Annotated in this window: 15 protein-coding genes; 5 read left to right on the top strand and 10 right to left on the bottom strand. The window is 47.0% G+C overall.

Translation table 11 applies throughout. The features are described from left to right. Positions 1–16: 16 nt before the first annotated feature. The 4 genes from JNN12_17530 to JNN12_17515 form a co-directional block, all read right to left on the bottom strand. On the bottom strand, positions 17–802 hold the full coding sequence (locus tag JNN12_17530) for an isoprenyl transferase (GenBank protein MBL7980142.1): 786 nt from the start codon (positions 800–802) through the stop codon (positions 17–19). A 103-nt stretch (positions 803–905) separates the two neighbouring features. Further along, positions 906–2,270: an RIP metalloprotease RseP gene (gene rseP / locus JNN12_17525; protein MBL7980141.1), complete on the bottom strand. Its 1,365-nt coding sequence runs from the start codon at positions 2,268–2,270 to the stop codon at positions 906–908. A 65-nt stretch (positions 2,271–2,335) separates the two neighbouring features. After that, the gene (locus tag JNN12_17520; GenBank protein MBL7980140.1) at positions 2,336–3,526 is read right to left on the bottom strand and encodes a 1-deoxy-D-xylulose-5-phosphate reductoisomerase; all 1,191 of its coding nucleotides are present in this window, start codon (positions 3,524–3,526) and stop codon (positions 2,336–2,338) included. A gap of 113 nt (positions 3,527–3,639) precedes the next feature. Next, entirely contained in the window at positions 3,640–5,910 is a 2,271-nt protein-coding gene (locus tag JNN12_17515; protein ID MBL7980139.1) for a CotH kinase family protein, read from the bottom strand. Between the two features lie 254 nt (positions 5,911–6,164). Between JNN12_17515 and JNN12_17510 the strand changes: the two genes are divergently transcribed. Beyond that, the gene (locus JNN12_17510; protein ID MBL7980138.1) at positions 6,165–6,671 is read left to right on the top strand and encodes a hypothetical protein; all 507 of its coding nucleotides are present in this window, start codon (positions 6,165–6,167) and stop codon (positions 6,669–6,671) included. Here the strand turns inward: JNN12_17510 and JNN12_17505 are convergent. Beyond that, complete coding sequence (locus JNN12_17505) at positions 6,668–7,951, bottom strand: HD domain-containing protein (protein MBL7980137.1); 1,284 nt, start codon at positions 7,949–7,951, stop codon at positions 6,668–6,670. The two genes, JNN12_17510 and JNN12_17505, sit on opposite strands and share 4 nt — an antisense overlap. A gap of 526 nt (positions 7,952–8,477) precedes the next feature. After that, positions 8,478–8,987: a ferritin gene (locus JNN12_17500; protein MBL7980136.1), complete on the bottom strand. Its 510-nt coding sequence runs from the start codon at positions 8,985–8,987 to the stop codon at positions 8,478–8,480. 745 nt (positions 8,988–9,732) lie between these two features. On the opposite strand from JNN12_17500, the gene JNN12_17495 reads away from it, so the two are divergent. From JNN12_17495 to JNN12_17480, 4 genes are all read left to right on the top strand, one after another. Continuing rightward, on the top strand, positions 9,733–10,749 hold the full coding sequence (locus JNN12_17495; GenBank protein MBL7980135.1) for a DUF1460 domain-containing protein: 1,017 nt from the start codon (positions 9,733–9,735) through the stop codon (positions 10,747–10,749). Between the two features lie 136 nt (positions 10,750–10,885). Next, complete coding sequence (locus JNN12_17490; GenBank protein MBL7980134.1) at positions 10,886–12,136, top strand: TolC family protein; 1,251 nt, start codon at positions 10,886–10,888, stop codon at positions 12,134–12,136. Between the two features lie 31 nt (positions 12,137–12,167). After that, positions 12,168–13,328, top strand: a complete 1,161-nt coding sequence (locus JNN12_17485; GenBank protein MBL7980133.1) for an efflux RND transporter periplasmic adaptor subunit — start codon at positions 12,168–12,170, stop codon at positions 13,326–13,328. 34 nt (positions 13,329–13,362) lie between these two features. Then, positions 13,363–16,491: an efflux RND transporter permease subunit gene (locus tag JNN12_17480; GenBank protein MBL7980132.1), complete on the top strand. Its 3,129-nt coding sequence runs from the start codon at positions 13,363–13,365 to the stop codon at positions 16,489–16,491. A 20-nt stretch (positions 16,492–16,511) separates the two neighbouring features. Here JNN12_17480 and JNN12_17475 read toward each other — a convergent pair whose 3' ends face one another. From JNN12_17475 to JNN12_17460, 4 genes are all read right to left on the bottom strand, one after another. Next, entirely contained in the window at positions 16,512–17,378 is an 867-nt protein-coding gene (locus tag JNN12_17475) for a pseudouridine-5'-phosphate glycosidase (protein ID MBL7980131.1), read from the bottom strand. Between the two features lie 190 nt (positions 17,379–17,568). Further along, a complete protein-coding gene (locus tag JNN12_17470) occupies positions 17,569–20,532 on the bottom strand; it encodes a T9SS type A sorting domain-containing protein (GenBank protein ID MBL7980130.1) in 2,964 nt (987 codons plus the stop codon). A 132-nt stretch (positions 20,533–20,664) separates the two neighbouring features. Then, a complete protein-coding gene (locus tag JNN12_17465; GenBank protein MBL7980129.1) occupies positions 20,665–23,538 on the bottom strand; it encodes a TonB-dependent receptor in 2,874 nt (957 codons plus the stop codon). A gap of 76 nt (positions 23,539–23,614) precedes the next feature. After that, positions 23,615–23,782, bottom strand: coding sequence for a hypothetical protein (locus tag JNN12_17460; GenBank protein MBL7980128.1), 168 nt, complete (start codon positions 23,780–23,782; stop codon positions 23,615–23,617). Positions 23,783–23,938 lie beyond the last annotated feature (156 nt).

Raw genomic sequence — 23,938 nt, 5'->3', positions numbered from 1 at the left:
GTATGTGGGGGCTAATTTAGGTTTTCACTCCACCAAAGCGCCGATCGCGCTGCTGATACTCGGCCACCGCCTGGTATAGCTCAGCCCGCCGAAAATCTGGCCAATAGGTATCCGTGATATAAAATTCCGTATAGGCAATTTGCCATAACAAAAAGTTGGACACACGCATTTCCCCTCCTGTGCGAATCATAAGGGATGGATCTGGTATTGTGGCGGTGTACAGGTGTTGTGCTAGAATATCAGTCGTAATAGCCTCGGCAGACAACATGCCGTTAGACACTTTTTTTGCTATGTTACGAGCCGCTTCTACAATTTCTTGCCTTCCGCTATAAGAAAGTGCAAGGGTTAGTGTCATACCTGTATTTTTTGCGGTAATCTGCATGGCTTCGTCCATTTCCCGTCGGGCCAGAGGAGGTAATGCCTCTCTGTCTCCGATGGTATTGACACGGATATTGTTCTCATCCAAAACAGGAACCTCTTTACGGATTGTTGTAACAAGCAATTCCATTAATGCCCTCACTTCTTCTTGCGGACGGTTCCAATTTTCGGCACTAAAGGTATATAGGGTTAGGAATTTTACCCCCAATTGCGCAGACGCTTCGGTGATGTCGCGAACGGAGTGAATGCCTTCCCGATGCCCAAACACACGCTTCCAACCTTGTTTTTTTGCCCATCGCCCATTTCCATCCATAATAATGGCGATGTGTTCCGGAATTTCACCCTGTTTCTTAAGAGAATGCTGACGATTCCGGTCTTCTATGGTCTGTTCTGTCTTAGAGAGACGAATAACTTCGGTTTCCATGTGGTCTCCCTCCCAAATAGGGAAGTTTCGGTTCTTTTAACAAAAGCTCCTGCCTTAAAACCAAAGCAGGAGCTTTAATCAAGAGAAGATAAGGTCTTTTTAATTACAGAATGCGTAAGACATCATTAAATACCAAGAAAACCATCAATGCAAGCAAGAGAACCATCCCCACCTGCTGTGCAATCATCCGGAAGCGCGGCGAAGGTTCTTTTCGGGCAATGGCTTCATAGATCAAAAAGACCAGATGTCCACCATCCAGCGCCGGAATAGGCAGGATATTGACAACGGCAAGGGTGACGGAAAGCAAGGCCACGATACGCCAGAAAGAATAAGCCCCTTGGTCTGCTGCGCGTTTGGTTTCTCGCGCAATCATCACAGGGCCACCAAGCGCATCCCGGACATTTTCCTGACCCATGATCAGTTTTTTGAACATCAGCAGCGTTCCCGTAGCATTGGTCCAGGTTTCGCGTGTACCTGCGGCAATGGCTCCTCCCAACGAAAAGTATTCAATTGCAGTTGCAGATCGTCCAACACCCAATAAGTATGACTCGCCTTCTTTCTTGGGAACGATGGTCGCAGAAAGCGTATCATTGACGCCATTTTTCGCACTCCGTACCCATTTAACGTCCAGCGGTTTGCCTTGGGAGTTTTTAAGCGCATCCGTCATTTCTTCCCAGAAGCGAATCGGATTTCCGTTAATCCCCACAATTTTGTCATTTGCCTTAAGCCCTGCTTTTTCTGCGGGCATGTCTGGAACCACTTCGCCAATGCGAGAATGGAAATAGGGCGTGATCCCAAAATTTCCTTGTGCTTTGGATAGTTTAGAAACCATCGCCGGAGGGGCATTCAAGGTAATTTTATTACCATTCCGATTCACTGTAATCGAAGGATTATCGGCCATCAAGACACCAATATTCAAGATATCGGTATGTCGTTTCACCTGTTTCCCATTCACGGCAACGATGCGGTCCCCCGTCCGCAGCCCCATATCATAGGCCAAAGAGCCTTCCTCCACCGAAAACTGCGCAATTTGCTCAATCGGGATATATGGTTCGCCATACGTAAGTTTGAGGGTAGAAAAGATAATGATTGCGAGAATCATGTTAAAAATAACCCCGGCGGTTATGACCACCATCTTTTGCCAGACTGGCTTGGCCCGGAATTCCCAAGGCTCAGGTACCCCTTCCACAAAGCCGGTATCCATACTCTCATCAATCATTCCAGAGATTTTGACGTACCCCCCTAAAGGGGTTGCCCCAATTACATACTCCGTTTCACCGATTTGTTTACCAAGAATCTTGGGAGGAAAACCGATTGAAAACCGCTCTACCCGCATTCCAAATGCTTTGGCAGAGAGGAAGTGCCCCATTTCATGAACCAGCACCAGAATAAACAGTGCGAGAATCACCCAGAAAACATAGGTTAATACATTTCCAACAGAGCCTAAAGAACTCAATATATCCTGCATGAATTTTTTGGATGGTTGTTAAAACTTCGGAAAATACGAAAGGCGGGGTTAAAATGCACTATCGGCTAAACAAGTTCCCCAACAAAACGTCTTGTTTCAGAATCCACAGACCGAAGCACGTCTAAATCTATGCCTCCCTCATGCTGGATCCGTCCAAGGGCTTTTTCCACAAGGGCTGGAATATCGGCAAAACGAATGGTTTCTTGTAAGAACAACCCCACTGCCACCTCGTTAGCCGCATTGAGCACTGCCGGGGCCACGCCTCCCCTGTCTAGGCTCTCGAATGCCAAACGGAGGGATGGGAACTTATCAAAATCTGGGGTTTCAAATTCCAACGACCGAATCTGAGACCAGTTAAGCCGTTCATGTGGTGCCGCCCAACGTCGGGGGTAGGTCAGGGCATATTGAATGGGTACTTTCATATCTGGTACGCCAAGTTGGGCCTTCGTAGAGCCATCACAAAACAAGACCATCGAATGGATAATGGATTGTGGATGCACTACTACTTGAATTTTTTCAGGTTCAATATCAAACAGCCACCGGGCTTCAATCACTTCCAGCCCCTTGTTCATCATGGTTGCGGAGTCTATGGTGATTTTTGCCCCCATGTCCCAGTTTGGGTGTTTTAAGGCTTCGGCTTTGGTGATGGTGGCAAAGTCGGAGGCGGAGCGTGTCCGAAAGGGGCCTCCAGAGGCCGTCAGGATTAAGGTTTCTACCGCTTTTTCAGGCTCACCCAACAGGCATTGAAAAATTGCGGAGTGTTCGGAATCCACAGGTAATACAGCGGTTCCCGTTTGTCGGGCCAGTTCTGCAATTAGTTTGCCGGCCACCACCAAGGTTTCTTTATTGGCAAGGGCAATATCTTTTCCGGCTTTCATCGCAGCAATCGTTGGTGCCAAACCCGCATAGCCGACCATGGCTGCCACCACCAAATTTGCATCCGGATGGATTGCAGCTTCTTCGATCCCTTCGGCGCCAGTTGCCACCCTGGTGGGCGTTCCATGTAGGGCTTCACGAACGTATGCATACTGCGTTTCATCCCCGATGACCACCAATTTTGGCTTAAACTGTTGGGCTTGCCGAATGAGGAGATCCGCATTTTTCCCCGCCGTAAGCGCTACAATACGAATGTTCTCCGGAAAGAGGCAGGCAATTTCAAGGGTTTGTGTACCAATGGAACCGGTTGAACCCAGTACCACGAGGTTTCGGAGAGGTTCCGATTCGTGAGAGGTATAAAAGGTGTGGTTAGGTAACATATGGTCTAAGATCGCTATTCCGGAGCCATGAGAGCAAAAGAATTTTAACGGGAAAAGACACAAAAAAAGGCGAATCCCAAAAGATCCGTCCTTTATGATGCTTTAATAGACCATTAGCGCACCACCATCACTTTTTGTTGATGGCTTGGGCTTCTCAAGATATACAGACCTGTTGGAAATCCTGACAGGTTTACCAAAATCTGATCTTGTGCTTCGCCCTGCCAAACCATCTGGCCCAGAATATTATAGAGTTTAAGGGCAACAGGTTTGTTAGAGACCGATTGAACTTTTACATGAAGTTGGTCGCGGACCGGATTAGGGTAGGTGGCGAGTTGAAAACGTGCAATGGGTTCGGTTTGGGTAGCGGTTGTTCCGGTATTGTCGTTTTTGAATGTTGGATTTTGTATCACAAAATTACCTATTCCATTTGGGTTTCGGGCATAGCTTTTATCTGCTTCCTGTACACCAAATGTTACCTGATCCACAATTTGTTTGGCAGGATCAGACAAGATAACTGCTTCACCGGATGCCGATAACTTAAAGTTTGCATGGAGCGCACCTTGGCTTCCGTTCTCGTCTGCCCATACAATTAGGTATCCGTTTGCCGGAATAATGGTGCCATTAGGCAACGTCCATTTTCCTATATTATCTTCTTTATCCGTTAAAAAATAACCACTTAAGTCAATATTAGAATTCGTTGTATTGTATAGTTCGATCCAGTCTTCATACTCCCCAACTTCGTCGGCAACTGTTTTTGTGTTTTGCGCCATCAGTTCATTGATGACCACCGTTGTAGCTGAGATCGCTTGAATGGGTACTTGATAAACATACAGTTCGTGTTCAGCTCCTTCCGGCAGATACGTTGCTGTTTGAAAACCATCATTTGCAATGCCTTCAAAATAATATCGTACACAGGAACCCGCACCATAGCCCGGAATTTCGGCTCCATAGACTTGGTCACCGGCTGCCCCATCATTATGTAAGCCATCGTCAACCATAGCCACTTGTGTAAATGTACCCTCCAAACCATTTCCAAAATATAGGTTTATCCCTTTGGCATTTCCGGTTGCCCTGACGGTAATCCGGGCAGGTTTTAATGGCGCAGGCGCTTTCCCAGCACCCAAATCGGATGTCAGGGTTACGCCATCTAAGGTAATTCCGGTCCGGCTCACCTCTGCATTGGCCAATAGTGCCGTTCTCCGGTTATTGACAAAATTTTTTAGCACCTGAATTTCATTCGTAAAAGCTGTGTAGGTCATGCGTTTTTTGGGGTCTGCATTTATCGGCTCTTTAATCAAGTTGAAATATGTATCAATCTGTGCCCCAATCGAAACTGGATCGAACGCATCTTTCATCAAAGTCCGCAGATGAGCCAAATACCGCTGGCGATAAGCGGGTACAGCCAAGACTTTGTTCATGAGCGGGTAATTGACCTTGGTTTCATTATAAAACGGACTCCATGATGAAGTATTGGACTTCATAACGCTATTTCCGTCGTATTCATGCGTCAGCAATCGTCCTGTTTCTTTATCCCAATACAGATAATAGTCCATTTTCCCTTTGTAGATGTAGCTATCATCATCCGAAAACAGGTCTTCACTGGCCAAGTGCCATAGAATCCGATCCACATCAAGTGAAACCGGATATTGTGTGGTACGGTCTGTCAATGTCGTATTGTTGAGAGTGGCAGCGGCCTGCACCAAATCCTCCCAAGGCTTGCTCCTTTTTGTTGATTTCAGGGTATAGTATTTTTGGTAGGCTGTGGTATCGGTCCCTAAATAGTTGATGGCAGCTGTTCCATCGCCCCAGCCACCACCCCCAGGCCCACCAGGTCCACCCGTTCCGGTTGTGGGTGCATCTGCACGCCACCGGGTCCCATTGTCGTTCCGAAACCATTCTCGGATAAAGGCTTTGTCCAACTGCTGTACATTGGCATAAATTCCCCAATCTACGCCGTTGATCATTAGCTTCACATAATTCGCTTGTGCAGCCGGAATGTGCTTCCGGATTTGCTTGAGGTATAGCACTTCCCGCATAAATGAATGATCATCAAACGCATTGTTCAGGTTCAAGGTTTTGTAGCCCAACCAGTTTTGGTCTTCTACCTGCGCATCCAGCGTAATGTTAAACGATTTTTTTTGGGAAGTTCCGGTATTATAAGAGGTTTGTCCCTTAAAGCGAACACCTACTTTTTGAAAGGTCTGCCCACCTACGGTCATTGTACCAATCAGATCCGTTTTAGAGGCGTAATTTTGGGTGAGTAGCGCCCACCAATTGGATTCGGAGAAATTCAATTCAATGGTTCGGATGATGCTTTCGTCGTATAAACCGCCCAAGTCACGGCCTCCTGTTTTCAACATGGTACCGCCTGAAGTGAACTGCATTTGAGCAGGCAAATTTTGTGCTACTGTTTTATTATCAACAATTATGTTTGTGAGGACAAAACAGATAGCCATAACTTTGTATAGCTGAGTCATGACTTAAGGACTTTAGAAGGTGAATGTATTTTCTTGCCGCTTCGCTTAACAATTTGGTCACATGGCTTCAGGTGAGATTCTTGTATGCGCATAATTTCCGCCTTAAACCGGAACCTTTAGACGTCTCAGACTTTAAGGAAACAATACTGCATACACGCCATATGGAAACGACTACTCTTATCGCATCGCCGCCCCATTATTTTCGTTCCGCATTTTTTCAGGAGGGTTCTTCCTATATAAAATCTACCCAGACCCTGTGGCTCCCCTTATGGCTGGGCTGGATGGGAACCCTGATGTTTTTCACTTTGCTAACCGCCCTGCAAGGACATGATGGTTTACCATATTTACTTGGCGGATTGGGCTTGGGTGCGCTGGCACTTTATGGCTGGCTAACCGGATATGTACACCGTCAACCAGCAGAGATCATCATTGAAGAAGACGTGGCACACATTCGAACCATTTGGGAGGTTTCTCAAGGGCTTTCCGGGGCACCTTTTTGGGTTACGGGATTTATGGCCAAAAGCCCAGACCGCTGCACCGTAAACTTCGGGCCGGAAGTCTTTGAACTAACCCGTACAAATTGGCCTTCTTTCGAGTCCTTGACAATAGCGCTTGCACAAGCCTCCGAGCTGGGTTCTACACCATTAAGGGTATCGGCTCCGGATTAGTTCATCCACACATCTTCCACTTCCACCTCCTTAGGAAAGGCGATATACCATTTTTCCTGTGGTTCTGCCAAGGCCCGGATGATGGCGTTATCGGCCACAGCAGAAAGTTCCATAACCCGATCATACCGATCTACTACTTGTATTGTATCTGTTATTTTTCCATAGCCTTTTACCCGTACCAATTTATGTTCAAAATAAAAAGGTAAGACATTTTCGGCCTTGGTACCCGATAGGTGCTTGGTCTTCGTAAGCCAGTCTATAACACGTGACCGAATTTTTTGGAGCACCGTTTCTGAAGGTGGTTGCTCGCCAAATTGTACACGGAGTAACCTTCGGTTCACAAATCGGTCGGCCAAGTCAGACAAAACGGGATCGTGCGCCTGCGTCCAAACTTTGATGCTAAACTCCACATCTGTGTCATCGAGCGCACAAAACTGCCTCCGCACATTCGGGTCTTCAACGTCTTTCTCGTTCAGCCGCTGACCGAGGAAAAAGGCAAACGCCGGAGAAGCAGGTTTTAACGCCAACCTACGAGCATATTCGATAACCGATTTCAATGCAATATCAGCAGCAATAACGGTTTTATGTAAATAAACCTGCCAATACATTAGCCGCCGTGCAATCAGGTAGTTTTCCACGGCATATTGACCTTTCCGTTCCACCATCAATCGGGCATCTGGGCCGCCTTCCAAAGGATGTACCCGCATGGTTTTAATGATGCGCTCCACACCCACAACGCCTTCGGCCACACCCGTAAAAAAGGAATCGCGACGGAGATAATCCAACCGATCCATATCCAATTGGCTGGCAATAAGTTGGTGAAAAAAAGGCCGTTCGTAGCAATCATCAAAAATATCCAATGCGCGTTGTAATCTACCACCGAAACGGTCATTTAGATCGGCCATCAGCGCTCGGCTCATCTGTTCGTGGTGGAAGTCTTCAAAAAAAACATGCTCCAAGGTATGCGAAAACGGCCCATGCCCCACGTCATGTAGCAGTGCGGTAACCATAGCCGCTTCAGCTTCTTTTTTGGAAACCAGCGTTCCTTTTTCAGAAAGATGTTGCAGGGCATCCGAAATCAAGGCCATTGCGCCCAAGGCATGACCAAAACGGTTGTGTTCTGCATTCGGAAAAACCATATGTCCAAGCCCCAATTGCCGTATTCGACGCAATCGTTGCACTTCCGGTGTTTCCACCAAATCAAGAATTAGCCCTTTGGGTACCGAAATAAAGCCATGTACTGGATCGGAGAACATCTTAAAACGAGATCGTACTGCCATGCGCATAAGGTTTGTCCGGAAAGGTACTACACCCCTCCGGACTTCCCAACTAATTACCCAAAAAAGTATTACATACTTGGGCGCACAACCAAAGGCCAAGGGATCTGTTTACTAATCCATTTTTTAAACCGCCTATTTAATGGATTTAAGGGCGAAGGCGCTTTAAAGGACAGGCGTTTGTCTGCACGCTTTTTCGCTGGCTTTTTGGGAGATTCAAAAAATTGATCATACCGACACAGGGAATATGGGATAAATGCGTTCATACCATATGGTTTTGTGAAACAAAGTGCGACATGGTTACCCATTTGGGAATACCTATTCGCTATGCATGTGGTTTAACGATTTAGCTGGCAAAAAGATGTCTTGCTTTAGCATAAAAACGTTTTTTAAGTGTATAATTTTAAAATGTTTACATAAAACCGCTTTCAGTAGCGCTTCCACACAAACATTAAAGCCATGAGTAGAAAAAGGGAACAAAAAAAGACTGCCCAAACGGAACAGTCTTTATTGCTTGATGAGCTAACCTTTATTTTGCGGCTTCAGCCTCTGGTTGGCGGTTTTTCAATTCTACATCCAAAAGGTATAAACTCGGTCCAGATCCACCAATAAGTTTAAGTTTTTCAATAATTTGCGATGCATTATCTTCTTCTTCCACCTGCTCATCTATGTACCAATGCATCAGTGTTTGCAAGGCAAAATCTTTTTCAGAAACCGCTAAGCTATACAATTTATGAATGCGCTGGGTAATGTGTTGTTCGTGCTGCAATACTGCCTCGAAAACCTGAAGTGGTGTACCAAAAGACGCAGGTGGGGCAGCAATCGCTTTAAGTTCCACTTTTCCACCCCGTTTGAGCAGAAAGTCAAAGAGTTTTGTGGCATGCAAGGTTTCTTCTTGCCACTGCAAACGGAGCCAATGCCCAAAACCACTTAGGTTTAGGGATTCCATATAACCAGCCATTGCCAGATAGAGATAGGCAGATTCAAACTCGGCTTGTATTTGATCGTTAATCGCAAATTGAATGTTGCTTTTCATCATTATTTTAATTTAGAAGAGTCAGGGGTGGTGAATAAAGTATCAATTTAATACGAAGTAGAAAAGCAAATGATCCACCCTTCATCGGAATTTATGGCAAAGATACTTTCATGGATTTCTTCAGCCAACCCAATTCCCAACAAAAGAAGGCTCTGTCACCGATAAAAACAGAAGCCTACAGCATTAAAATACCTGTCTTCAACCCATCCAAAGGGGATGAACGATCTAAAGCGGTACCTTTTTAATTGCTCAGGACAAGGACATCCATGCCCTCGCGAAGTTAGAGTTGCATGACCAGATAAGCCCAAAGCATCAGCGCTAACGCAAATAACTCGGCGGTCACAACCAAACGGGAAGTTTTCATGGCTTTGTGTTGGTTTAGCGGTTGTGCAAAACGATTCTAATGCTTAGAACGAGAAAAGGCCATACAAAGGATCATTCCCTGTACAGCCTTTCCTCTGTCTATCAGCGTTCCGATGAGTTTACACGGCCTGATCAAAAGATGACCAATGGCCACGATTTTTTTATTTTGTGTATTTCATCTTTGGAAACAAGGGAAGGACTACGGATAAAAACGGATCGAACAGATCACAAACGGATAATAAAACTTGCAAAATTCTGCAACCCGCGTTTCTATTGACCACAGGGACCACCGATGAAGCACCCTTTAAAAAAATCAAAAAAACCGGAACCGTATGCCGTGTATGATGTACGAAGACATATATCCAATCACCTGCTACAAACCGACATGAAAACCGCTACCTTGGCCTCTTTCTCTGGTCTATTCCCCACCTTGTCTCCACTGTGGATTATTTTGCTCATGATTCATTTCATGGCCTGTCAAGACCCCACACGCGGGCAAATGGCCAAAATTGAAGAAGCCAATCGGAACGCAAAAGCGGTAACTACTGCCCTAGAAAACAAGTTGAACGGAACAGAAATGATTCCAGACTCCCCTACTGCCTCCACAAATAATGCCCAAGAAGCCGCCTTTAACGCATTGATGGCTTGGGCTGCTACGCAACAACTCGGCGCAAGACCCTTCAACGAAATCTTGGTGGAGGTCGGCAAGAAATTCATCGGCCAACCCTATGTAGGTGGTTTACTGGATAAAGATACCTCCAAAGAACCGCTGGTGGTAAATTTTTCTGCCTTCGACTGTTTGTTGCTGGTGGAAACCGTGACCGCCCTCTCTACACAAATTGCCCGAAACGATACCAATTACCAAAACTTTGAGGCTACCCTTCGTGCTATTCGGTATAAAGATGGTAAACAAGGATATGGTACGCGCCTACATTATTTCACCGATTGGATTTTAGAAAATAGTGCGCACAACCGCATTAAAGATGTGACCAAAGAAGTGGGGCAAGGAGCGGGCCTTGTGCAGTCTAAACAAACGTTAAACTTTATGAGCACGCACCGAGGCAGCTACCCGCAATTAATTGGGAACGATGCCTTGTATCAAGAAATTGTGCAAATGGAGCAACGGCTTAAAGGCGTTCAGTTGTTCTATGTTCCAAAAACCAACCTACGCAAGATTTACAGCAAACTCCAAGCAGGCGATATTCTGGCAACCGCTACCAACCTTAACGGTTTAGATGTAACACATACCGGCTTTGTGGTTGCGAACCCGGATGGCTCCAAAGGCTTTATGCACGCATCTTCTGGAAGTGGGAAAGTCAAGATTTCACCCGATTTACAGGAGTATAGCATGGGCATTAAAGCGCAAGTTGGGATTGTGGTTCTTCGCCCGATTAAGCCCTAAGGAGACTATTTTACATAGTAGATTGCAGAAAGCCCCTTTTGGGGCTTTTTTTATGGTGTTCCATTCTCATTTTTTTGTAATTAAAGCGCATATAGTTGAGAAGTAACTTTGCGGCAGGACTAAACCTTAACTGGCCATGCAGCGTTTACGCTTTTTCCCTGCTTTCTTTTTCCTCTTCCTCCCGCCCATTCTTCATGCGCAACCAACTTCACTTCCTTTAGACAGTGTTTGGGCCTATGTTAGACGGAGTCACCCGATCATAAAAGCCGCAAGGGCTGAGGTTTCTGGTGCCGAGGCCGAAAAAACGGGGCTATCGGTACGGTTTCCGAATTTACCGGAAATGGATGCCTCGATGATGCGGGTGATGGGTGGTCGGCTGTATTCCTTGACCATTGGTGGGATGCATACCCTTGAATTACGGAATCAGGTGACTTCACGAAGGACGATTGGTGAAGCAAAAGTGGCAATGGCCCAACAAGTGGCGCAGGGAATCATACAAAAACAGTATGCGGAAGTCCGAAGGAGTTATTTGCAGGCCGCATTTGCACAAGAGAAACAAATCTTACTTCGGATAAAGGCAGCCGAGGCCAAGCAACTCCATGATGCACTTAAGGAGCGGTTTCGGATGGGACAAGCAGCCGGATTTGACGTAACGATGGCCGCCCTGGATGCAAATCGCGCCGATATTGCGGTAAGACAGGCTGAAATACAAACCGAAAAAGCCCGTCGGGCGTTGACATTGGTGGCCGAGATGGAGTTGGGGCCTCATTTAAAACTGGTCGTTCCTGCCATGCCAACCGCACTGCCGGATGATACGCAACTGGTGGAAATAGCATGGCAAACCCGTGCCGAACTAAAGCAATTAACAAAAGAACGGGATTTGACGACTGGTTTACGTCTTTTATCTTATCAAAACAAAACACCTAACCTTCAAATTGGGGCTTTTTTTGCTTTAGACAACACCTATTTAGATCGCTTTACGCCCGTTGTGGGTCTTCGGGCTGCAATGCCCTTGCCCATCCGAAACGCAGGTTGGTACAACAATGGGACCGCAGAAATCAACCGCCTCGACCATGAATTGGAACGGATTAATTTTCTGTATGAAGCCCAAAAAGAGAAAATTAGGAACGAGGTACTAACGGCGAGTACGCAATACCGATTGCTGGTAGAAACCCTCCAACTTGCCCAAGTCGTAGAGGCGTCCCTTGCCGAGAGTATGGCGCAAACCGAAGCCATGTATCGCGAGAAGCGCATAGATGTGATTCAATATCTTGCTCAGCGTACACGACAACATCTTGTTAAAATTGAACATATGGAACTCATGCAACAGGCTATTTTGGCCTATGCAGAGGCCGAACTCGCAACGGGCTTGCTCCCTATGCCCTAACGTTGCTCTTATGCACCCAATGCTTGAAATCATGAAACGCTTTTTTTTGTTACTGTATTTTACCCTTGGCATGTTTGGTACAGGCTGTCAATCTGCAGATTCTACCGCTTCCACGCCTCCCCCCAAGGCTGCTGCCTCTTCCCCTAATGAATTGGTTCTTACCCCCGAACAAGTCAGCCAACTTGGTATTCAGAGCATCCGCGTTGTTAAGAACGGTTTGGGAATTCCGATTTCGGTGCAAGGCAAAGCCATCCCCAATCATCATGGAACCGGCGTCGTGAGTGCGCCTATTTCCGGCAGAATTATTCGTTTGTATGCACATCAAGGCCAAATGGTACGAAAAGGCCAAGTAGTGGCCGAGTTAGAAAGCCTTGAATTTGCAACTTTGGCAGCGGAATACCTACAAGCGGAATCCGATCTTCACTATCGAAAACTGGAGTGGGAACGATTACAAGCGTTATACGAAAAAAACTTAGTCCCTCAATCAGAAGTACAACGGGCCGAGGCCGAAAAAATGCGTGCCACCACGCAAATTCGGGTTACAGAAACGAAACTCACGGCCACCGGCATTGGTCGGTCGTATTTGCAACAATGGGCTTCTCGAAAGATTCAGCAGCCTACGCTTCCAGTCTATGCCCTTGTTTCTGGCATGGTAAACACCCAGGATGTACAAATAGGCCAATCGGTTGTAGCCTATGCACAGATGATGACCCTGATCCCAACAACGGAGGTGATGGTAGAAGCCTTTGTTTCACCAGAGCAAGCACCACGCATTCAGGTGAACGACGAAGCCACCGTTCGGCTACAAGGCCAGACAGAAGTGATACGTATGACGGTGGTTGGGGTACAAGCCACCATGGACGAAGCGCGTCATGCGGTGCGCGTATTATTGGAAAGCCAAACGCTCAACGGCTTCCCGAAGCCTGGCCAGTTGGTTCAAGTGGAGTTCTCCACCCTCGTTGATGATTTCGCCACCCAAATTCCGCTATCGGCAATTGAGTACGAAGGGGACGATGCCCATGTTTTTGTGCAGAAAGCCGAAAATCGGTACGAGCGTCGGCCTGTAAAAGTCCTCCGATTGCTTGGAGACGCTGCCTTAATTTCAGAGGGCCTTCAAGGCGACGAAACCATCGCCATCACCCAAGTCTTTACCCTAAAATCGTTAAGCAGACTGGCCGAATTTGCGGAATAGGGTCTTTTTTATTTGCACTCCCCCCGATACCCATATGCTAAACAAACTGATAGACTTCAGCCTTCGGCAAAAATACATTGCACTTGCATTGGTGGCGCTTGCAGCCTTTGGCGGGGTGATGTCTTTGCTTAAATTGCCGATTAATTCTTTGCCAGATGTGACCCCCGTACAGGTCTTGGTGATCACGCCGGCTGGTCGGTATGCCCCTTATGATGTGGAGCAATTGGTCAGCTTTCCCATCGAGACGCAAATGAACGGCCTACCGAAGGTTAAAGAAGTGCGTTCCATTTCTCAATTTGGCCTTTCGGCAGTTACCGTAGAATTTGAGGAAGACACCGACATTTATTTTGCCCGTCAGATGGTGAGTCAACAACTTCAAAACGTGGCGGGGAACTTGCCACAAGGGGTTTCTCAACCGAGGCTTGGGCCCATCTCTACGGCACTTGGCGAGATCTATCAATATGTGATTCGCTCAAAAAATCCGTGCCCGGCGGATATTAAAGAACCGAGAACCGATTGTCATTCCCTCACAGAACTGCGCACCATTCAAGATTGGATGATTGCACCTCAGCTCAAAACCGTATCTGGTGTCACCGAAATCAATGCTTTTGGCGGATATGTCAAACAATATGCAGTTACTGTAAACCCCGAACAAATTAGGGCATACCAACTCACCCTTGAAGATATTTCAATGGCCATCGAGGCAAATAACCAGGTTTCAGGTGGCAACTATTTGGAACACAATCAAGAACAATACATCATCCGGGGTTTTGGGCAAATCCGCACCATCGGAGATTTGGAAAATATTATCATAAAAGATGCCGGAACGCCTATTTTTTTGCGCGATCTCGCAACGGTTACGCTCGGTACGCAGCTTCGCCAAGGTGCGGTTACACAAGACGGCCACGGCGAAGTGGTGACGGGCATTGTGATGATGCTCCGAGGCGGCAATGGCATGGATGTGATTCAAAAAATTGAAGAGAAAATTACCGTTATACAAAAGGGATTGCCCGAAGGCGTCCAAATCGAAAAATTCTACGACCAATCGGATCTTATTCAACGTACCACTTGGACCTTAGAAAAGAACTTATTAGAAGGCGGCTTTTTGGTGATTGTGGTTTTACTTTTGCTTTTGGGCGAGGTAAGAGGGGCCATTATTGTAGCATCCGTAATCCCCCTATCCATGCTCTTCGCCTTTATCGGGATGTACGAATTTGGCTTGGCAGCGAACCTTATGTCCCTGGGGGCCATAGACTTTGGGATGGTGGTGGATGGCTCGGTGGTGATGATCGAGCATATGGTTCATAAGGTGCAACACATAGAAGAAGGACGATCGGTATTTTCGACCCTTCGCGAGGCCGCACACGAGGTTTCTCGGCCCATTTTTTTCGGTGTGCTCATTATCATTATGGTATATGTGCCAATTGCCACCTTTAGCGGTACCGAGGGTATCTTGTTCCGACCTATGGCGATTACCGTGGCCACGGCTGTCTTTGGTTCTTTGTTGCTCGCCCTAGTCTTTGTTCCGGCCATTGCCACCATCGTTTTTCGGAAAGGGGTTCGCATCCAGCAAAACCGTGTAATGGACTGGCTCCAACCACGCTATGTCCAGATTTTGGAAAAAGCCTTGCGCAACCGAAAAACAACCCTCGGAGTGGCTTTTACCGTCTTTATTCTGGCGCTCATTTGGATGCCTTTCTTAGGAACGGAATTTCTGCCAGAATTAGACGAAGGGTCTATACTGGTGGAACAAGTACGGCTTCCAAGTATTACCCTCGATGAATCGGTGAAACGGGCAAATGATTTTGCGGCAAAAGCCAAACAGAGCATTCCGGAAATCCAAACAATCGTTCCCAAAACGGGTCGGTCGGACTTGGCGAATGACTGGATGGGGGTTCACCAAACCGATGTGTGGGTGGTATTAAAGCCTATGGATGAATGGCGAAAAGGGGTTAGTAAAACCGATATTCAAGACCAAATGCGTCCTTTGTTAGACAGAGAGGCGGGCTTGGCCTATAATTTTACCCAACCCATTGCCATGCGGGTGGACGAACTGACCAGCGGTGTAAAATCGGATTTAGCCGTGAAAATTCAGGGGGAAAATCTGACCGAACTAAACAAGGCTGGGACACAAATTGCCCGTATTCTCCCACAAATTGCAGGAACGGACAATTTTTTCTTGGAACGTACCGTCGGACAACCCTATCTGAACATCCAGATAGACCGCGAAGCCATTGCAGCTTATGGCCTCAATGTGGCAGACGTGCAAACGGTTATAGAGGCTGGAATCGGTGGTAAATCCGTTAGTGAAGTTTTTGAAGGCCAACGCCGTTTTGAGATCAGCCTACGTTTTCCGGAAACGGCGCGCAAACATTTTGCAGACATTTTGCAAGCACCTGTTCCATTACCCAATGGTGGTTCTATTCCGCTTTCGCAAGTGGCCCACATTGCACCACAAGAAGGCGCAAGAGAGATTGCCCGCGAGAACGGCTGGCGGAGGGTGATTTTGGGTATCAACCTGCGTAATACGGACATCGGAACCTATGTTGCTAAACTCGAAGACGCCATTGCCCGTGAGGTAAAAATGCCTCCAGGGGTCTTTCTCCAATATGCGGGGTCTTTTGAAGACCAACAACGTGCCACGCAGCACCTGATGATTGTGGTTCCATTGGCTTTATTGATCATTTTTGGCTTGCTCTACATCATGTTTGGACAAGCTCGGTATGCGTGGCTCATTTTCCTAAACCTCCCATTGGCCTTTTCTGGTGGCATTTTCCTGCTCGGAATTCGTGGATTATACCTCTCGGTCTCGGCCAGTATTGGCTTTGTGGCGCTTTTTGGGGTGGCGGTACTCAATGGGATTGTACTGATTTCCCACTTAAACCATTTGCGGCAAAAGGGAATGGACGTTCAATTTGCCATTCGACAAGGGGCTTCAGACCGTCTTCGACCTGTACTTATGACTGCCTTGGTGGCTGGACTGGGCTTCATTCCAATGGCTTTTAATGCGGGCCCAGGATCGGAAGTACAACGACCTTTGGCGACGGTCGTAATTGGTGGTTTGATCACGGCGACCATGCTCACCCTTTTTGTGCTACCTACCCTCTACGGATGGGTTGAAAAAGATACCGAGATCCCCATTCTTGATCAAGAACCTGAATAGACCTCGCTTGTGCAGACAACTTAACCGAGAACACGTGCAATTTGGGCTGCCACTCGTGCATTATTTTCGAGGAGTACCAAATTTGCTTCTACGCTACGTTTACCCGTCATTTCGGCTATTTTTTTGAGGAGAAAGGGGGTTACAGCCGCCGAACGTAGTTTATGGAACTCGGCTTCCTCAATGGCCAAAGCGATGATAGGCTCAATTTCGCCCTTCGGAATAGCGGCTTCTTCGGGAATAGGCACCGCCACCAATATACCTCCCGGCAAATTTAGTTGCCGCTTGGCCCTTATGATCGCTGCCACTTCTTCGGGCGTATCGCAACGCACATCCACTGTTAGGCCACTCTCTCGGCTATAAAATGCTGGAAATTCATTTGTTTGATAACCAATAACGGTAACACCAAACGTTTCGAGGTATTCCAACGTCGCGGGTAAGTCCAATATCGCTTTTGCACCCGCACACACCACCGTAACGGGCGTTTGGGCTAACTCCTGCAAATCTGCACTTACATCAAAACTTCCGGTTCCAAGGTCCCCCAACCCACGATGGACGCCGCCAATCCCGCCAGTTGCAAACACTTGTATCCCGGCTCGATGGGCTGCCCACATGGTGGCCGCAACCGTAGTAGCACCATGTAGTTTTCGGGCCACCACAATGGGCAAGTCGCGGCGGCTCACTTTGCGAATGTCTTGTGCTGTCGCCAAAAGCCGAATGTGCGCCTCGTTCAATCCAGCAATGATTCGGCCTCCAATTATACCAATGGTGGCAGGCCGTACTCCTTCCTCTCGGATAATCGCCTCTAAGCGTTGAGCCAGTTGTATGTTTTGTGGATAGGGCAAGCCATGACTGATGACCGTAGATTCTAAAGCAACAATGGGTGGCATGGGACTGGTTTTGAATGAGCAATAATGTTTTTTAGCACTCCAATGTAATCAAAAAACGTGCCCAAGAATCTATCGGTAGATTTCACGAAACACGGCCTTAGAGACCATAAAAGACCGGAACCAGTTAGGTGCGAACACCTTCACCGATCCCGGCCTTGTCTTTATGTGATACTCTTTGGTGAACAGCGTCTTATTTCAGCAATGCCATCTTGCGCGTAAACACTTTTCCACCCGTTTCGAGACGATAGAGGTACATGCCCGATGCCAATCCTGTCGCATCAAACGTAACTTGATGATTTCCGGCATTAAAGGGGCCATTTGCCAATTGTGCCACTTGCTTTCCGGTTAGATCATATACAGCCAAATGAACGCTCTGGTTGGCCGTAAGGCTGAAGCGAATGGTGGTTGCAGGATTGAAGGGGTTTGGGTAGTTTTGCTCGAGTAGCATCGTTTCAGGGACTTCATTGGCTTCTGTGGCAACGCTGGTTAAGTTGCCAAGGTGACCGATGGTAGAAAGAGCAGACCATCCATTGAGCCAGTTTTTTCCCCTAAAAGCACCAATAAAATCTTGCTTATCGAAGAATGATTCACCTGGATCGCTCCATTTGGTGGTGAGAATGGGGCTATTGGCCGTTTTCGGACGGGGATCCAATTTCCCATCAGCGGCACGGCTGACTCCACCCAACATAGGATCTATGATGCTATTGGCATTGGCGGTAAGGTGCGCCTCAATGAAAGCCGTACTTTTAGAAATGGCCGCCAAAGTGGTATTGGTGCTCCCAATATTCCACCAGATGTTATTTTTCAGCAACAAATTGCCATCCTCAAGTTGTTTTTTTGAGTCGCCGCCCTTAGACGCTACTTCTTCGATACTCACCCCATTGGTTGGAAAGTCTGTAAAAATGGTATTCAGGTATTTACCACCAGAGAAATCGCGGAATTTAAGGGCAAAGTCATTTTTATCGTTACCCGGATTGCTTCCCAAGCCAGACCCAATAAACGTGGCATTGGAAATCATGGGTGTAGAAAACGGCTGACCTGTAAAATTCCCTGAAGGACCACCATCATGCTCCCCTCCACGGCCTGCAATATCTGAACGATTTAGTGAGAACCAATACTGCCCTCGCCCCCGATATCCCTCGTCCCAGTCGAACGTATCGTCTTCACAGAAAGCGCCAGAAATATAACGCATATTGACCGTACCGCCGAACATCTCGAAGCAATCATCTGTATTTGAATATACTTCTACATATTCAATTTTGGTGCCACGTCCAACAGCCCCAAGTGTAAGACCGTTGATTTCGTTCCCAGAGGTATTTAGAACCGCACCGCCATGACGAATGGAGACATACTTGAGTACGCCACTATTGTCTTCATCATCCGAGCCACCGTACTTCGCATCCAAGTCTGCGGGAATGCCTTCTACCTGCTTATCATTAACCGGATTCGAGGTGGTGGCTTTTCCGAGGATTACCACGCCGCCCCAGAGACCACCATCCGTCGGAAGTAAATCTGTTACATCATTCACATCATCCAACTCCGATGTAAAAATGATCGGTGCATCTACACGGCCTTCTGCCTGAATTTTGGCCCCACGACGGATGATTAATGCAGAAGTAAACTCACCAGTTGTAGGGTTTTTCCGGCCCTTAATCACGGTACCGGGTTCAATAAAGAGGGTTGCACCGTTGTTTACAAAGACCAATCCATCGAGCAGGTATTCAAAATTGGCAGACCACGAGGTACTACTGGCCAAGTCATCTTTTATGATAATGACTTCTTTCTGAAGTTTTGAACGTTCTCCTGCAATATTTTGCGTCCAAAGTGCCGTCCATCCTTTAATCCAAAGGTTATTTCCAAATGCGCCCAAGTGCTTCGGATCGGTATGCCATGCATCCCCGGTCGAGGCCCAGGGCGTGGTCATTACGGCTGCATTCTTATCCACCGGGCGTGGATCCAGCAGGTTGCGCTGTTCCCAACTAATACCCGCCAAGCCCGGATTGGTAATCGCATTTTGGTTCGCCGTTAGGTGCGCCTCGATAAAGGCCGTATTTTTTGTGACGTTTGCCAACGTCGTATTCGCATGACCAATGTTCCACCATAGGTTATTTTTCAGCAACAAATTGCCATCCTCAAGTTGTTTTTTTGAGTCACCCCCTTTGGAGGTTACTTCTTCAATACTGACTCCATTAGAAGGGAAATCGGTAAACACGGTATTCAAATATTTACCGCCAGAAAAGTCTCGGAATTTAAGGGCAAAGTCATTTTTATCATTTCCAGGTACCGTTCCTAAGCCAGAACCAATAAACGTGGCATTCGAAATCACAGGTATCGAATACGGTTGACCTGTAAAATTACCCGAAGGACCGCCATCATGCTCCCCTCCACGACCCGCAATATCTGGACGGTTCAGCGAAAACCAAAATTGACCACGGCCACGGTAGCCCTCGTCCCAGTCGAACGTATCGTCTTCACAAAAAGACCCAACCATATACCGCATATCTACCGTACCACCAAACATCTCAAAACAGTCATCCGTATTGGAAAAGACCTCTACAAATTCGATTTTGGTGCCACGTCCAACAGCCCCAAGTGTAAGACCGTTGATTTCGTTACCCGAAGTATTTAGAACCGCACCGCCATGACGAATGGAGACATACGTTAAAACGCCGCTGTTATCGTTATCATCCGAACCACCGTACTTCGCATCCAAGTCTGCGGGAATGCCTTCTACCTGCTTATCATTAACCGGATTCGAGGTGGTGGCTTTTCCGAGGATTACCACGCCGCCCCAGAGACCACCATCGGTTGGCCGGAGGTCTGTAGCGTCCCGAACGTTGTCCAATTCAGAAGTAAAAATAATGGGATTGGCTTCGGTTCCTTCTGCCATGATTTTCGCCCCACGACGAATAATCAAGGCTGTCGCAAATTCCCCAGTCGTGGGATTTTTAATCCCTTTAATCACCGTTCCGGGCTGAATGGTGAGTGTTGCCCCACTGTTTACGAAGACCAATCCATCCAAATGATATTCATTTGCAGCGGTCCAAGTGGTATTGGTGGTAATGTCATCTTTTACCACTACTTTGGTTTGTGCCCAACTACTCATCGGAGCAAGCAGGGAGCCTAACAATAAAAATTGCAACAGACGTTTCATATACTATGTGTTTTGGTGAGAATAATTGAATAGTCAGACAAAAAGCACCGCTATCGCTGCCTGAAAAGACACGAGTACAGTAATGTTAAAGTGGAAAAAAACCGGATGGATTTTATCCATCCGGCCAATGATTTAGAAGTTATACCCGACGCTCAACGACAAAGAACGCCCTGTATTATACTCATAATAAGTATAATCTTTGCTCAGGAAACGATAAGTTTCTTTGTATGGACTGTCTAACAAGTTTTTAGCAGAGAGTTTAAGTTTAAGGCTACGCACCGTGTGCGAAATGATCAGGTCCAGTTTCGGCGAAGGACGCTCGTAAACATCAGGCGTATTCCCAAAAGAAACAGCCGTGAGGCGATCCCCAAACACATTAAAATACAGACTTGCCGTTGTTTTCCTGGTGGAATAAGCAAGATCGGTATTGACAATAAAGGGTGATTGGCCTTGCAAAGGTCTAATTTTACTGGCATTTGGATCAAGTGCCTTCCGTTCAAGATACTCGGCTTCCGGAAGCGTAATGGTGGACTTTACGAGGGAGACATTCGCACCAACAGAAAGGTTCTCAAAAGTTGCTCCCAATGCATCTAATCTTTTACGGGCTTCAAATTCTGCACCGAGGATGATCGCTTTGTCCACGTTTACAAATTGCATAGATTCCGTGGCACCTGCTTCATAGATAGAGCGCTCAATCGGATTTTGCAGGTCTTTATAAAAAACACTCACCGCCAAGATTTCACCAGGGCGTAGGAAGTTTTCTACCCGAAGGTCATAATTCGTAATCAGGGTTCGCTTCAGGTGTGGATTTCCGGCCAGAAAGCCCCCAAGGAGGAAGTCTGCACTAGAAAACCGAGAGAGTTCCCGAAAGACGGGACGCGCAATGGTTCGGGTAAGTGCTGCCCGGACATTGGTTTTGTCCCCAATCTGATAAACCAAATTCGCCGAAGGCAACCAGTCTTTGTTCGTAAGTTGGGCATCTTCGAGGGCCGGATCCGCACTTTTCACCGTCATATCGGTGGTTTCATAACGGACACCGCCAATGAAACGAAATTTATCGGTCAAAGGTAATTCTGTCATCAGGTATCCCGCAGATACGGTCTGATCTCCCTGATAATTATTCCGGAGAACGGCTTCTTTACGAGGCAATTCCACCACATTGCCAAAGTTGTATTCGGTTGTTCCATTGGATAGGGTGCGCTGAGAAATAATCCCTGCATTGGCAGCACCAAAATAGGCTTCCGGATTATTGTCGTAAGCAAGGGTATTGGACGGGCGGATCAAAAACGTTCTTTCTGTAAAGTCGCGCTCGGATGCAGTAAACAAACCACCTATTTTGAGATTGGCTTTTAGCCCACCCCATTGCTTAAATGGCAATGAAAAGTCTATGACACCCGTATTGCTGCCTTCAGAGAGTGCCCGCCAATAATGCGACGGAAACAACACATTGGCCAAGTTCGTCGAATAGGTTGTTCGGCCTTCTTCATCGGTGCTTTTCAAAGAAACAAAAAAGCGTAAATCCGGCTCATCTTGTTTGGTGAGCGCATTGGCAAAAGACCATTCTAAGGTAGCCCCAGACACCCGAGTTAAGACATGCTTTCCTTTCACCTGAAGGGAACGCAATTCCCGTTCTGTATAGCCCAATACATTATTTAGCATAACTTTGGAATCATCATTTCCAAAAGAATGATACCAAAAACCTTCTTGATAGCGGGATACCGATTCGCCACTTCGCGAATAAAGTCCATTCACCGAAATCTGGTGCGCAGGGTTAAGGGTATAAGAAAGGTTTAATAAGCCGCCCAACGAAGCTTCTTCGGTGCTTTTCTCATCGGTATAAAAACCAAGGGTCGAATACAGTTCGGTTGCACCAACGGTTGGATTCACATACCGTTCCGATTTACCGTTTCGGCGAGAAACATTATAATCATAGCTAAGACTAGCCAAATAACCGAGGGGGCGTTTGGCAATTTTGACTTGGTTCCCCAGTGCCATATTAAAACCGCCTTTCAATGGGGCCGCGCCAGCCTTCGGAGACATGATGTTGGTGAGGGATTTGGAGGCTTCGTCTAAAACCTGGGCTTTGGCCGCATCTCGGCGTGCTTCGATGGCACTGGGAACCTCGAAGTTGGGATCCGAGAGAAAGGACGGAATCGCCCGCGTGCCATCATCTCTACCCAGCCAGTCGGTTTTACCACCTTCGTAACGCAAAAAACCATCATTAAAATTGGTAATAGTGTTGATGCCACTCGAAATACCGAACGATAACATGCGCTTTTCCGGGAACTTCCGGGTTCCAATATCCACCAAACCACCCGAGAAGTTACCAGGCTTATCAGGCGTAAAGGTTTTTAACGTGGTGATATTGTCCAGCATGTCAGACTGGAAGAGGTCAAAATTGAAGGCTTTTTTATCAGGGTCGGCACTTGGTAATTCTACGCCGTTTAGGTGGGTACTCGAATAGCGCTCGCCCAAACCGCGTACAAACACATACTTTCCCCCCACTACTGAGGCGCCGGTCACCTTCGTCATGGCATCGGCGGCAGAGGACGATCCGGATTTTGAGATCGCTTCTGCCGAGATCGCATCACTCACCGCCGTAGCTTTTTGACGCAGGCGTAACATCGCTCCTTCAGAATCACCAATAGCAGTTGCCTCGATCACCACCTCGGTACCAGAAGTGGATGCCTCTTCCTTCATGGCAATATCCAATTTAACAAGTTGATTGGGCCCAATACTGATTTTCTTCAGCACCGACACATAGCCGATATATGAAAATTGAACCTCATAGTCGCCAGGAGCCAAACGCAGGGTGTACTTCCCATCAAGATCGGTTACAGCACCGATTGATTTGCCCGGAATCTGAACAGTAACCCCAATCATGGTTTCACCGAGCGCTGCATCAGTTACCGTTCCTGACAGTGTGCCTTGCTGAGCAAGCGCAGATTGAAGCCCCAGAGAAACACATACAATGGTAATAATAAAAAGCAGTTTGCGAAATTGCATAACAGGTTGTTTAGGTGAGAAACATAAAGACAGGTGAAAATATCCCCTTTAGGTGCTCAGGCATGTTATCACCCTGTTATGAAAGTTCCTTTTCTGTTACCTCTATATTACCGTTGTAATAAGGATCGGTGAGGGGTAGCATGAAAGCACTTCCATCCGAAAACAGCCCATCTGACAGCCCATATCGTTCATGCAATTGGCCTTGCTTACATGACACCTGCTCATCGCGTGCAACTGTAATCATTCGGGTTTATTTTCCCCCTAAAAATTTATCCACACCTATTTTTTGCGATTTTTGTATCGTGTATGTTGGCTTTATAGCCCTAAAACAATGCGTACCGACACCCTCTTCCACCTCATTTTTACCTACCAACCCAACGCCCTCTTCGAGTTGTTGCAA

It is taken from the genome of Bacteroidetes Order II. bacterium (assembly GCA_016788705.1).
In the GTDB taxonomy this organism is placed as follows: domain Bacteria; phylum Bacteroidota; class Rhodothermia; order Rhodothermales; family UBA2364; genus UBA2364.
The sequence above is the reverse complement of the archived record's forward strand: the minus strand, read 5'-3'. Positions and strand labels throughout refer to the sequence as shown.